The sequence below is a fragment of the Megasphaera massiliensis genome (assembly GCF_036305205.1).
Lineage (GTDB): Bacteria > Bacillota > Negativicutes > Veillonellales > Megasphaeraceae > Megasphaera > Megasphaera massiliensis.
The window spans coordinates 15872-29171 of sequence record NZ_JAXIXE010000008.1 but is presented as its reverse complement, the minus strand read 5'-3'; the positions used below and the strand labels follow the sequence as shown (position 1 = coordinate 29171).

Below are 13300 nucleotides of genomic sequence, written 5' to 3'. Positions count from 1 at the left end.
GCTGAAAGGAGATATTATGATGAAGATTAAACCACCGAAAACCCGCGATGATTTAATCGCCCTGCTGAGTCTGACTGAACCTGACGAATTGCAGGCCTTGTATGATGCGGCTTATGCCGTCAAGGCTGCCAATGTCGGCCGCGTCGTCTACTATCGGGGACTCATCGAGTTTTCCAACTACTGCATTAAAGATTGTAAGTACTGCGGCATCCGCAAGAGCAATGACGAAGTCGAACGCTTCGACACCCCGCGGGAAGATATTTTGGCCATGGCTCGCTGGGCTTATGAAAATAAGTACGGATCGCTGACGATTCAGTCCGGTGAACGGCAAGATGAGGCTTTTATCGATTACGTCGAAGGCTTGATTCGCGATATCAAAAAGCTGAGCGACGGCAAGTTGGGACTGACCCTCTGCGTCGGTGAACAGACGGAAGATACCTATCGGAGCTGGTTTGAAGCCGGTGCTCACCGCTACTTGCTGCGCATCGAGACCAGTAATCCCGCTCTCTATGCGACCCTTCATCCCGATGACGGCCATCATAAATGGCAGGTTCGCAAAGCTTGCCTTGAAAGTCTGCGACGCATCGGCTATCAGGTCGGGACGGGGGATATGATCGGTCTTCCCGGTCAAACAATCGGTGACTTGGCAGACGATATTCTGCTCTATCGCGATATGGATATCGATATGATCGGAATGGGGCCTTACGTCGTTCACCATAATACGCCCATCGGGAAAGCCGTCCTTGCCAGTGGAATGGACAGCAAGGAAGAACAGAAACGGCGGCTGGAAATGGGACTCAAGATGATTGCCGTGACCCGGCTCTTTTTGCCCGATGTCAACATTGCGGCGACGACGGCTCTGCAGGCTCTCCATCCCTTGGGACGTGAACTGGGCTTAAAGGCCGGAGCCAACGTGCTCATGCCGATTGTCACCGTTCCCAAGTTCCGCCCGCAGTACCTGTTGTATGATAATAAACCTTGTGTCGATGAAGTGCCGGAACAGTGCAAAAACTGCATCAGTGCCCGCGTCGCTTCTGTCGGCGATACGATCGGGTTCGGTCAGTGGGGTGACTCGCCGCACTTTTTCCATCGCAAGTAAGGCAGGAATACCCTTGCCGAGTATGCAGATACAGTATATAGGTATATAAAAAAAGCAGGTCCCTTTGGGAACCTGCTTTTTGTGATTGGCGGAAAGGGTGGGATTCGAACCCACGGTGCGTTGCCGCATCACTAGTTTTCAAGACTAGCTCCTTAAACCACTCGGACACCTTTCCATAACGAAAATATTATATCAAAGTTTTGACAACTCCGTCAAGGTCGGCGGGAATACTTGATAATTGACGATTACATGGTATATAATTAGATGTATCTTTATGTCTAAATGATTTTGGTTATAGAAAAGGGGCTGTGATAATGTATCACATAAGTGTTTTGACAGGACGTCAGGATGAAGATGATTTTGGAGAGAGACTGCGCGATGTAGCGCGCGTTGAATATTGTCCTCCGGGAGATGAAGATGAATTAGCCGACAGGCTGCATGATGCCGAGATTATTATCTGCCATGCCGAACCGATTACGGCTTCACTTCTTGAGGAACTGGATGACTTGAAACTCATTGTCGTCTTATCGACTCGGTCTGATAATGTCGATATAAAAGCGGCGCACGAAAAGGGCGTCATGGTCATCAATAATACTTCCTATTGTGTCGACGACATTGCCGATCATGCCTGCGCTATGATCTTGGCTTTGATTCGACAACTGCCGGAATATCAGAGTGATATCCGGACCAACAGCCGTTGGGAATTCGGCTCTATTCCCTGGCCCCTGCACCGGGTCAGTAAAAATCTTATTGGTCTCGTCGGGTTTGGCCATGTCGGCCGTGCCGTTGCTTCAAGATTGCAGGCCTTTGGATGCAAAATCCAGGCTTACGATCCCTTCGTCAGTGAAAAATTCATGATGGAAAGCAGCGTCCGCCCTGTCGATTTTGATAAACTTCTTCAGACTAGCGACGTCGTATCACTGCACATGCCGCTGAACGAATCGACACGCTACATTTTTCAAGATGAACAATTCGAAGCTATGAAAAAAGGTGCCATGTTCGTCAACTGCTGCCGCGGCGGCTTAGTTGATGAAGCGGCCCTGTACCATGCCGTCGATGACGGCCATATCCGCAGTGCCGCCCTCGATGCCCTGTCGACAGAGCATCCGAGCCCGATGCTGCTCAAAATGATTGCCCGGCCGGAATTTTTATTGACGCCGAGCGTCAGCTTCCATTCCGTTGAAGCGATGCGTGATATCCGCGACGATGCTGAACGTTATATCCGGCTGTTCCTGGCCGGCCACTATGATGAATTGCCCGTAGTAACCTTGCGGGACAATGAATGATCTTGATGAGAGGGGCTGTACGATTTGCGCATCTTGAAATTAGCCTGTATGGCTCTGTTGAGCTGCCTTATACTGGCAGGCTGCGCACTGGACAATAAAAAGGTCGATGCACCTGCGGCGGAAAAGAAACCGTCGCAGGAAGTTGCTATGGCTGTACCAAAAGAGGGGATTCCCGTTCTGATGTACCATATGATCGGCGACGTTCCGGATAATGACGCCGTTCTGTTGGAGTCCCACTTTCGGGAGCAGATGAAATTTTTGAAAGATAACGATTTTCATCCCCTGACCATGGATCAGCTTTACGACTACTTGGCCCATGGCAAACCGGTGCCGGTACGGCCTGTTGTCCTTACCTTTGATGACGGCTATCCCGATACGTACCGTATCGTCATGCCTATTTTAAAGGAATACGGTTTTGCCGGGACGGTTTTCGTGCCGACTTATGACACGGACCAGGGGACACGCATCAATTGGCAGCAGGTCAAAGAAATGCAGGCTTCAGGCCTTACCATTGCGTCGCACAGCTATCGTCATGAACGGGCAACGGAGATGACGGGGAACACCTTTGCCGACGAGATTAAAAAGAGTCAGGCTGAGTTAAAAGAACAGCTCGGTATTACCAATGAATACTTCTGTTACCCTTATGGCGGCTATACCCGGGAAGCCGGTGAGGTCTTAAAGGCAGCCGGCGTTAAAATGGCCGTGACCATGGACCCGGGCTGGGCAAAATATGGGGATAACCTGTATGCCGTCAAACGGATTTGGATCGGCAACGCTGTCGACATTGAAAACTTCAAGCAGCGCGTTACAACACCGCAATACGAAGAACGTTAACTTTATTTTTTCGAGGTTACATATGAGGAAACACGTAAAAGAAATCGGTAAGTTTTTTATCTTTATCGCCATTTTTTTCTCTCTGACATCGCCTTTTGTCGTCCTCTTCGGACCCTTCGACAATTTGAAGCGGACGGTTGTGGGCGCTATTTTGAAGAGCCGCCATCCGCAGTACATTACGTGGCTTTTTACGCAGCAGGAAATTGATGAGATCTTAGGCGGTATCAGCTCGACGCCGAAGCAGGAGCTGTTTAATTTCAAAGCTCGCACGGATACGACACTTACCCTGAAAAATATCGATTCCAGCCGATTTAAGGGCTTCCTGCTGGAAGTCCCCGATCCCCATCGCCTGCAGGTTGCAACGGCGGAGAATATGGATGAAAAAGGCGATACGACGAGCGGCATTGCCGAACGCGTCGGTGCCGTAGCGGCTATCAATGCCGGCGGATTCTATGATGCCAATGGGACCGGAACAGGCCGTCAGCCTTACGGCTTCATTATTCACGATGGAAAATATCTCCTCGGCCAGAACTCTTCTGACGATGAAACGAATGAATTTGTCGGCTTTACTTCCGGCGGCAACCTCATCGTCGGGAACTATTCTAAAGCCGAACTGCGAGAAAAGGACGTCGTCGAAGGTATCTCCTTCGGACCGGCGCTTATCGTCAACGGGGAAAAGATGATTACTAATGGCGATGGCGGTTGGGGCGTCGGGCCGCGCACGGCGATTGGCCAGCGTAAGGACGGCACCGTACTGCTTCTGGTCATTGACGGTCGTCAGCCCGGATATTCTGTCGGAGCGACCCTGCGTGACCTTCAGAATATCATGTATGAAGAAGGGGCCGTCATTGCAGCCAACCTCGATGGCGGATCCAGTTCGACGTTGTATTACAATGGAAAAGTCATCAACAAACCGGCGGACCTCTTGGGTGAACGCATGATTCCGACGGCGTTCGTCGTCAAGTAGGAGGACAGGCTATGAAATTTCGAAAGTTTATTGGCGTCTTTGTGCTTGGTATTGCCGTCCAGGCCGGCATTTATATTTATTTAGACCAGGTCTTGTTTGCGCCGACGTCGGACTTCCAAATCGGCGGGACGACTCAGCAGGAGGCCATGGGAGACGGTACAGAAACGAACGGCCGCAGCTTCTATTCTTATGATAAGCGCTTCATGGCGACTATTCTCGATGATCAGGTTACCATCTATGAAGCCGGGAAAAAGAACGATCCCCAACGCATCAATCTGCACGGCCGCAACGTCTCTTTCTTTGAATGGCTTCCGGACCGTAACCTGGCTATTTTTGCGACCTATGGCCGCGACAATAAGACCGGGGAATACGGTGTTTACATTGCCCAGTACAATCCAATCTATCCGGACCGGGAGTTAGATACGCCCATTGAAGATGCACCGGCAGACAGCAAAATCGTCGACGTCGCTTATTCGACGGCGACCAATGTCGTTTACATGAAACTCGAAGTTGGGGAAGATCGTTATCGCATTTATCGAACCGATGCCAACTACGATACGCGGCGTATTCACGTCCAGGCTGAAAATATCGGCCGCATCGCCGTCTTCTACGATTCGGATACCTTCTTCTACGATAACCTCCGGACCGGTGTCGTGTACATGCTCGACGGGGCTACCAGCAGCTGGCGCGAAATTTCGCCGAGCGGTAATTTCAGACTCATCGGTCTCGACGGTCAGGAAATTTACATCGCTGAAATGAACCGTGACGACAAAGTCATTGCCGCTTATCGGGGCCGTTTGGGCGTAGGCTTTAAGAAAATTGCTACCTATCGGACACCGGAAGACTTCAACAGCATCACGCTGAACAGTATGCATGAAGCGTCGGAAAAGTCGGATAAAATGGAAAAGGAATAGGTGATTGACCTTGGCAAAACATAAGATTCCTAAGAATCGTTCAATTGAAGATATGTTCAAAGGGGTTCAGGAAGAAGATACCTTTGAAACGACGGGTTGGGAAGATGATGACGCCAGCCCTCGCCGTCAACCTGTCCGAAAATCAGATAAGAAACAGACGGCCAGCGATTTTCGCCGTCAGTTCTTTACCGATGACCTTCAGGAAAAAGTAGGTTCCATCCTCCTCGATATCAAGATGGCCTATTTTAAAGACGGTGTCGGTGATATCTCCCTGGAAGTCGTGAAGGATGGCCGCAACGTCGTCATTAAAACGGCTCCCAAGACCAGTAAAAAGCTGCGTAAATAGCTTTGCCGCCGCTTGTCGTTGAAGGAGGCGTGGCCATGGAAAAAAAAGACCTGGAAAAACAGTTTCGCTGCGGCCCTATTACGGCGGCTTATGAAAATTCAAAATGGTTTTCCGGATTTATGAAAATCTTGTTTCTCTTAGTGGCCATTTACTTTTTCTGGCTTATGATGGGGGAAACACGCCTCGTCGAACATCTCGATAACTGGGCCGTTCTTGCCTTTTGTCTGTGGCGCATCCACCGGCAAAGCGACGTCATGTGCTACGTGGCGGAAAAGGGCATTATTGTCCGCCGGCAGTTCCGGTCGCTTCACGAATTTTATGATGACCAGTTTCATACCGATCGCAGTCTGGTATTCCTTCCGTATAAGGATATCTTTGTTATCGGCGATACGTGGCAGGAAATCCAGTTGGGGCAAGCCGAAGAAGGGGGACTCGTCGTACTTCCCGTCCGTCTCCAGTTTCTGTCGAAAAAGAGCAAACAGCAGATCATCGACACCATCAAGGATATGCAGGATAAGGACGATGATGAGGTGTAAAGGGCAATTTATTCGGAATATGCATTGATCAGCGTGGAAACATGCTGATTTTTCATGATTAAAACCCTTTATCTTTTTAACGAAATAAAGTAAAATATGTCATATACATCAGGAGACGGTCTGTCCTTTGTAATTACACCGCCCATGATGGATTAGTAAGGGAAACTCACAGGCTTTCGGATGGAGGGCCGGGAAGGGAGTTTCTGACAGCCTTTAATCGTTATGTTACTCTGTAAGGAGGAATTTACATGAATTGGAAAAAAATATTGGCTGCCGGTGCGTTAACGGCAGCAGCGGCTGCATTACTCGTTGGCTGCGGTACGGATAACAGCAGCCAGGCAGAGCAGAAACTGCCGGATAAAATCGTCATCGGCCTCGATGATAACTTCCCGCCTATGGGTTTCCGTGATGAAAGCGGCAACCTCGTCGGTTTCGATATTGACTTGGCTCAGGAAGCGTCTAAACGCCTCGGCGTCCCCGTTGAATTTAAACCGATCGACTGGGATAGCAAGGAAGCAGCTCTTAAGAGTAAGCAAGTCGACCTCTTGTGGAACGGCCTGACCATTACCGACGAACGGGCTCAGCAAATTGCCTTTTCTAAGCCTTATATGCACAATCAGCAGCTTCTCGTCGTTCGGACCGATTCGCCGATTACCAATCGTGAAGGCCTGGCCGGCAAAATCTTAGGGACTCAGGAAGGCAGCAGCTCCATCAATGCCTTGGAAAAGAACATGGACTTCCAGAAATCCTTGTCCGAAGTTAAGAAATACGGCGATTTCGTCAATGCATTTATGGACCTTGAAATCGGCCGCATTGACGGTGTCCTCGTCGACAGTGTTGTAGGCCGGTATTATATGACCAAGAAGCCGGGTCAGTTTAAAGTCATTGATGACAAAATGGGTGACGAACAATTCGGCGTCGGCCTGCGTAAAGATGACAATCTGCTGCGGGATAAACTCAATGATGTCTTGAAACAGATGAGTGAAGATGGTACAATGACTAAGTTGTCCCAGAAGTGGTTTAACGAAGATATTACCATAAAAGTACGGTAATCGGGAAAGATGTACGAAAAACAACCTTTCGGTCAGATGACGCTGACAGCTCCCCGTCGTGGAGAGGTCCCCGGCATGGACGGAGAGGTTGTTTTTCCGTGTTGCACACTGCCTGTGTGAATCGCCGTGCCTGAAAAAGGAGCCAGCATGGATTATTTAATTCAGATTGTGCCTGCCGTCGCAGCAGGCCTGAAAATTACACTGCAAATTTTTGTTATTACCATCGTCTTGAGTCTGCCCTTGGGTATCCTCATGGCCGTTGGCCGCATTTCTAAGATAGCCATCTTGCGAAAGACCATGTATGCCTATATTTATGTCATGCGTGGTACGCCGCTGATGCTGCAGATCTTGTTCATCTATTACGGACTGCCCTTTATCATCGACGGCTTTACCCTGCCGGCCTTTCCGGCGGCCATCATCGCCTTCGTCTTTAACTATGCCGCTTACTTTGCCGAAATCTTCCGCGGCGGCATCCAGTCCATCGACCGCGGCCAGTATGAAGGAGCCAAAGTCCTGGGGATGACCTATATTCAGACCATGCGCCGCATTATCCTGCCTCAGGTCGTAAAACGGGTTTTGCCGCCAGTGTCCAATGAAACGATTAACCTGCTCAAAGATACGTCCCTCGTCTACATCCTGGCCATGAACGACATCCTGCGCATTACGCGGTCCATCGTTCAGCGCGATTTCGATACGACGGCCTTTTTAGTTGCTGCTGTATTCTATTTATTCTTTACGTTTATCCTGACCAAAATTTTCGGTTATCTGGAAAAACGCTACGCCGTCTATGATGAATAAGGAGGACGTCTTGTCATGAGTTTTATTGAAATGGACCATATCCGAAAGAGTTTCGGGAATTTGGAAGTATTAAAAGACGTCTCCCTCCATGTAGAAGCGGGGGAAGTCGTTTCTATCATCGGCCCGTCAGGAAGCGGTAAGAGTACCTTTCTGAGATGCCTTTGCCAGTTGGAAACCATCAACAGCGGCTCTATCGTCGTCGACGGTAAGACCATGGCCAGTACGCCTGCCGGGAGCCAGCGTGCCGTCTATGCGCCGGCTGCCGACGTTCGGTCTATCTGTCGCCGCATGGGCATGTGCTTTCAGCACTTCAACTTGTTTCCGCATATGACGGTGTTGGATAACATCTTGGAAGCGCCTCGCGTCGTAAAGAAGATGAAGACCGAAGAAATCATGCCTCAGGCCGAGGAACTGCTTAAAAAGGTCGGCTTGTGGGAAAAAAGAGATACCTATCCGTCACGCCTTTCCGGCGGTCAGCAGCAGCGTGTGGCCATTGCCCGCTCTTTGGCGATGGACCCGGATATCATGCTCTTTGACGAACCGACCAGTGCCCTTGATCCGGAATTGACCGGTGAAGTTCTGCGCACGATACAGCAGTTGGCCGATGAAAACATGACCATGATCATCGTAACCCATGAAATGGCTTTTGCCAAAGAAGTGGCCGACCGGGTTATTTTTATGGCTGACGGCATTATTCAAGAACAAGGTAAACCGGAAGACGTCTTTGAACATCCGCAAAATGAACGGACACAAAGCTTCCTTCAATCGATGCTGCGGTTCTAAGCAGAACATCGTGCTGTCTTTAAAGCCCCGTACAGGGGCTTTTGGTTTACATGGGGCATTCAGTGCCCCGCAGGTGGCATAGTATACCCGTTCTGTGCTATAATGATTTCATACGTGAATAAGACATTATTCTATCGAAAGGTAGTGAAGTGAACATGACACAGTTAAAATTACGTTCAGGCTTTACTTTTGACGTAACCAATCTTTATGGCCCTCAGGCCGTCACGGAAGCAGAGGTAAAGGACTTTTCACCGGTCTATACCAAGGCTCATGAAGCGGTGATGAACATGCGCAAGAACGGCACCATGCCGGGACATCTCTCCAAAGACGGAGAACCGGAAGCCGTTCTTTTTACGCAGCTGCCGTATATTGAAGATGGCAACATCAACAGCCCGGAACGTATTTTTGCCCTTGAAGAATTGGCTCGGACGACGCGCAACCGCGTCGATGCCGTCGTATTCTTAGGGATTGGCGGTTCCTATTTGGGCGGGAAAGTTTTGTTTGACGTTCAGTGCGGTGAATTTTGGAATTTAAAGAGCACGGAAGAACGCAATGGCTTCCCGAAAGCCTTCTTTGCCGGCAATAATGTTGACTCTCATAAAATGGCAGGCCTTATTCAATTCTTGAAAAATGACAGCCAGACGAAGCCGAACTATACGGTAATGGCCGTTGTCATTTCTAAATCGGGCTCGACAATCGAACCGATGTCGAACTACATGGTCTTGAAAGAAGCTATGAGCGACGCCGGCATTGCCCTGGAAACCGTAGCCGTTACGGACCCTCACGACGGCGGCGATAAAGAAACGCTGCTTCACGGTCTGGCTAAAAAATCGGGCTGGCCTATTTTCTACGTTCCCGATGGCATTGGCGGACGATTCAGTGTCTTTTCTGAAGTCGGTCTCATCGTAGGCGCCTTGACCGGTTTCAGCATCCGTCAGTTCCTTGACGGTGCCCGTGATATGGATCACGCTTGCCAGAATCCGGATATTTGGAAAAATCCGGCCCTTCTCAACAGTGTCCTTAAATTCCTGGCCGGTAAAAATCATGGCCGCAGCCTGGAAGTTCTCATGCCCTATGCCGACAGCTTGAAATCCTTGTCAGAATGGTATATTCAGCTCTTGGCTGAATCCCTCGGCAAGCGCCTTGACAAACAGGGCAATGTCGTCAACTATGGCCGTACGCCGATCGTGGCTGTCGGTACGACGGACATGCATGCGCAGACCCAGGAACATCAGGAAGGCCCGCAGGATAAAGTCGTCCAGTTCGTCTCTGTCGAAAACTGGCCCGATGACGTTACGGTACCTCATCTGTACGATGAATATCCGAAATTGGCCGCTTTCAGCGGTTTGCCTCTCAGTCAGATCTTAGAAGCTGCTCGCAGCTCTAATGCTGAAGCCCTTGCCGGTGACGGCCGTCCCAGTGCCAACTACATCATGCCGGCCATCACTCCGTATCATTTGGGCGAATTGATGTTCATGCTCTGCCTGTCCATTGCTTATGAAGGCGAATTTGCCAACGTCGATGCCTTCAATCAGCCCGGCGTCGAAGTATACAAGAAATTCCTCGGCGGCCGCCTGAAAAAACTGCAGGAAGGTTAAGCTATGAATGTATTAGTTACCGGCGGTGCCGGCTATATCGGCAGCCATACGGTGAAGGCCCTGCTTCAAGAAGGCCATAAGGTCGTCGTCATTGACAACCTGTCCCGCGGCCATCGGGCAGCCGTCCCGGAAGAGATTCCCTTTTACGTCGTCGACATCCACGATATTGATGGCGTACGCCGGATTCTTGAAGACATGAACATCGATGCCGTCATGCATTTTGCGGCCCATAGCCAGGTTGGCGAATCGATGGAAAATCCGACCATTTATTACGATAATAATGTCGTAGGCTCATATTGCCTCCTTGAAGCTGTCCGTCAGGCCAAGGTCAAATACTTCGTCTTTTCGTCGACGGCTGCTGTTTATGGCGAACCGGAAAAGACGCCGATTACGGAAGATATGCCCTACCAGCCGACCAATGTCTATGGCCAGACCAAGCTCATGATTGAAATGATGTTGGCTCAGTTCAGCCGTGCTTACGGTCTGCACTATGTAGCTCTTCGCTACTTTAATGCTGCAGGAGCTGATGGCAGTGGTGCCATCGGGGAAGATCATACACCGGAAACGCACCTCATTCCTTTGATTTTGCAGACCGCTTTGGGACAGCGTGACAGCATTAAAATTTTCGGCACAGACTATCCGACGCCGGACGGGACTTGTGTTCGTGATTATATCCACGTCACGGATCTGGCGGATGCCCACGTACGCGTCCTTCGCTACTTGTCGGAAGGCGGCGAGTCGCAGTACTTTAATTTGGGCTCTCAGAACGGCTTCAGCGTCCGGGAAATGATTGAAGCCGCCAAAAAGGTTACAGGTCGTGATTTTAACGTGGAAGAAGCACCGCGTCGTGCCGGCGATCCGGCTGTGCTCATTGCCGGATCGGAAAAAATCCGCCGCATCACAGGCTGGCAGCCGACACACAGTAAAGTAGAACAAATTATAGCCGATGCCTGGCATTGGCATCAACACCATCCGCAGGGGTATGGCGATAAAAAATAGGGGTTTATCGGTCCTGCAAAAGGTGGGGAACGGTATCGTTCAACGTCGCAAGACTTGGCTTCCCTATGTGGGGATACTTGTCTGCCTTGGCGCTGTTTGGTTTTTGTGGGAAGAGCCCCAGGGACAAGTAAACATGAAACGGGATGCCTCTCAGCAGCAAGCTGAGAAGCATCCCGTTTTTGATACGCCGGAGAAGGAGGCTGAAGGAAGCCTCGTCTACGACGTAAGGCCGGCGATACAGTATAAGCCCCTGCCTGATTTATTTGGCGGCAGTTTGCCGAAGAAAGCTGTCGCCGCGGAACAAAGTGGGGGACCCGATATGTCACCGACTGCGAAATCGGTAAAGACAACGGAATCCGTTCAGCCGCAATGGACCTTGCCCACCGTTGGCGGGTCGATTCATCAAGGGAAGGATCACCTGGTCCTGTTGCAGTGGCAGGGCCAGTCGGCTGCCTGCGCTGCCGGAGAATCCTGGCAGGGCTGGTATATTGCTTATATCAACCGCCAAGCTGTAGGGCTTATGCGTGACGGAAAACTTTGGGAGATTCGCTTGTGAGGGGGAGAAAGGAAGTGTCATGAAGTTTTATACCAAAGCCTGGGCGGCAGCTGTCTGTTGTTTCCTGCCCATCCAGGCGGCTGCCATCGATATTCAGGTGAGGGATGTCCCTGTTCGGACCGTTCTCGAAGGACTGGCACGGTCGGGACAGATGAATCTTATCGTCGATGACAGTGTAGAAGGCACACTCACGATGACCCTGCGGGATATTACCGTCGAAGAGGCCCTGCAGGCGATTGCGGACAGTAAAGGTCTCTATTACGATGCCTCCGGGCCGATACGGACGATTACCGGTCCTCATACCGGAAAGCGTGTAAAAACGTTTCATACATGGCGGCTCCGCTATGCCGATCCGGAAGCGGTAAAGGAAGCTGTTGAGGCAGCCGTCCCTGAAGCCGACGTACGCTGGCACGGCGATACGAATACGGTGGTCGTCGGCGGAACCGCACAGACTCAGGCGGCTGTACAGGCCTTGGTCAAGCGACTCGATGTGCCGCCGCGGCAAGTCGATGTGTCTGTTGAAATCGCTTCCATCGATGACAGCCTGTTGAAGCAGACCGGTATCGAGTACAATTGGTCGACCGTGGAAGGCGGCGCCGCTCACAGTATTTTTTCTCTGTCTGGGACGATTCATGCCTTAGAAGAACGCGGTAAGGCGAAAATCTTAGCCCGGCCCCATATTGTAGCCAGCAATGGCAGAGAAGCTCATATCCTCATTGGCGATAAGATTCCCGTTCAGACCGAGCATCGGTCCGGACAGGAGACGGCTATTAGTACGACCTATGAAGATGCAGGCATTAAATTGACTTATACCCCTCAAGTTCATCCGGATAATTCGGTGACGGCGGATTTATTTGCCGAAGTCAGCACGCCGGTTTTTGTCCCCGAACTGAAGGCTTACCGTATTGCGACCCGTCAGGCTCGGACGACGGTGCGCCTGCAGGAAGGCCAGCCTCTCGTTATCGGCGGCCTCATTCGCCGTGAAGACCTTGAGCATTTTCGAAAAGTCCCGATTTTGGCAGACCTGCCTTTAATCGGGAAATTATTCCGCTATCATTATAAGTCGCATAAGAATACAGAAATCGTTTTAATCTTGAAATCGCAGGTATTACCGGATTAGTACGACGTTTTACGTGGTTTTCGTCGGTTTTTATGAAAATATTCTCTTGACTTTCATTTATTTTCCGGTATAATCATTATCAACAATTAATTTCCTGATAACAGTTGTGACGGAAAAAAGTAAGGCCTTTAAACTTTTCAGAGAGTATCCGGGTGGTGTGAGGGTACAGGCGATGAAGTCTGAAGTTCATTCCTGAACTGTACGGCTGAACTGTAGTAGGCTGTACCGGGGCGGCTGCCGTTATACGGCCATGAGTTGATCGATTCAAGATAAATAGGGTGGTACCGCGGATTTTTCCGTCCCTGGGTGCCACCCTTTTTTTGTTCTATCGATAAATTGGGTGGTACCGCGACGTCGTCGTCCCTTTTTAGGGGCGATTTTTTTTTCGGGAAATTAGGAAGAGAGGAGTTTT

Annotated in this window: 14 protein-coding genes, 1 tRNA gene and 1 other annotated feature; of the genes, 14 read left to right on the top strand and 1 reads right to left on the bottom strand. The window is 50.3% G+C overall.

Annotation, left to right across the window (positions count from 1 at the left end):
- The first annotated feature begins 19 nt into the window (after positions 1-19).
- Positions 20-1099 (top strand): [FeFe] hydrogenase H-cluster radical SAM maturase HydE, encoded by a 1080-nt coding sequence (hydE, locus tag UCI88_RS01120; RefSeq protein WP_256180158.1) that lies wholly within the window; start codon positions 20-22, stop codon positions 1097-1099.
- A gap of 86 nt (positions 1100-1185) precedes the next feature.
- On the opposite strand, the gene UCI88_RS01115 is transcribed toward hydE, so the two are convergent.
- Positions 1186-1274, bottom strand: a tRNA-Ser gene (locus UCI88_RS01115).
- 139 nt (positions 1275-1413) lie between these two features.
- Here UCI88_RS01115 and UCI88_RS01110 point away from each other — a divergent pair.
- The 13 genes from UCI88_RS01110 to UCI88_RS01050 all read left to right on the top strand — a co-directional run bounded on the left by UCI88_RS01110 (position 1414) and on the right by UCI88_RS01050 (position 12888).
- Positions 1414-2385: a C-terminal binding protein gene (locus UCI88_RS01110; RefSeq protein ID WP_044505435.1), complete on the top strand. Its 972-nt coding sequence runs from the start codon at positions 1414-1416 to the stop codon at positions 2383-2385.
- A gap of 24 nt (positions 2386-2409) precedes the next feature.
- Complete coding sequence (locus UCI88_RS01105) at positions 2410-3219, top strand: polysaccharide deacetylase family protein (RefSeq protein ID WP_330023904.1); 810 nt, start codon at positions 2410-2412, stop codon at positions 3217-3219.
- 22 nt (positions 3220-3241) lie between these two features.
- Positions 3242-4186: a phosphodiester glycosidase family protein gene (locus tag UCI88_RS01100; RefSeq protein ID WP_044505437.1), complete on the top strand. Its 945-nt coding sequence runs from the start codon at positions 3242-3244 to the stop codon at positions 4184-4186.
- An 11-nt stretch (positions 4187-4197) separates the two neighbouring features.
- Complete coding sequence (locus UCI88_RS01095; protein WP_044505438.1) at positions 4198-5100, top strand: hypothetical protein; 903 nt, start codon at positions 4198-4200, stop codon at positions 5098-5100.
- A gap of 10 nt (positions 5101-5110) precedes the next feature.
- The gene (locus tag UCI88_RS01090) at positions 5111-5446 is read left to right on the top strand and encodes a hypothetical protein (protein WP_256180137.1); all 336 of its coding nucleotides are present in this window, start codon (positions 5111-5113) and stop codon (positions 5444-5446) included.
- A 35-nt stretch (positions 5447-5481) separates the two neighbouring features.
- Complete coding sequence (locus tag UCI88_RS01085; RefSeq protein ID WP_065359940.1) at positions 5482-5982, top strand: hypothetical protein; 501 nt, start codon at positions 5482-5484, stop codon at positions 5980-5982.
- Positions 5983-6230: 248 nt separating this feature from the next.
- Positions 6231-7034 (top strand): amino acid ABC transporter substrate-binding protein, encoded by an 804-nt coding sequence (locus UCI88_RS01080; RefSeq protein WP_044505440.1) that lies wholly within the window; start codon positions 6231-6233, stop codon positions 7032-7034.
- Positions 7035-7181: 147 nt separating this feature from the next.
- Positions 7182-7832 carry an amino acid ABC transporter permease gene (locus tag UCI88_RS01075; protein ID WP_044505441.1) on the top strand — a complete coding sequence of 217 codons (651 nt, stop codon included), beginning with the start codon at positions 7182-7184 and terminating at the stop codon, positions 7830-7832.
- Between the two features lie 15 nt (positions 7833-7847).
- The gene (locus UCI88_RS01070) at positions 7848-8615 is read left to right on the top strand and encodes an amino acid ABC transporter ATP-binding protein (RefSeq protein WP_256180136.1); all 768 of its coding nucleotides are present in this window, start codon (positions 7848-7850) and stop codon (positions 8613-8615) included.
- 155 nt (positions 8616-8770) lie between these two features.
- Positions 8771-10213 (top strand): hypothetical protein, encoded by a 1443-nt coding sequence (locus UCI88_RS01065; RefSeq protein ID WP_044505443.1) that lies wholly within the window; start codon positions 8771-8773, stop codon positions 10211-10213.
- Between the two features lie 3 nt (positions 10214-10216).
- Positions 10217-11212, top strand: a complete 996-nt coding sequence (gene galE, locus UCI88_RS01060; protein WP_044505444.1) for a UDP-glucose 4-epimerase GalE — start codon at positions 10217-10219, stop codon at positions 11210-11212.
- A 133-nt stretch (positions 11213-11345) separates the two neighbouring features.
- On the top strand, positions 11346-11768 hold the full coding sequence (locus UCI88_RS01055; protein WP_256180135.1) for a hypothetical protein: 423 nt from the start codon (positions 11346-11348) through the stop codon (positions 11766-11768).
- A gap of 19 nt (positions 11769-11787) precedes the next feature.
- Entirely contained in the window at positions 11788-12888 is a 1101-nt protein-coding gene (locus tag UCI88_RS01050; RefSeq protein ID WP_256180134.1) for a type II secretion system protein GspD, read from the top strand.
- Positions 12889-12985: 97 nt separating this feature from the next.
- Positions 12986-13195: a binding site (T-box leader), on the top strand.
- Positions 13196-13300: the final 105 nt, after the last annotated feature.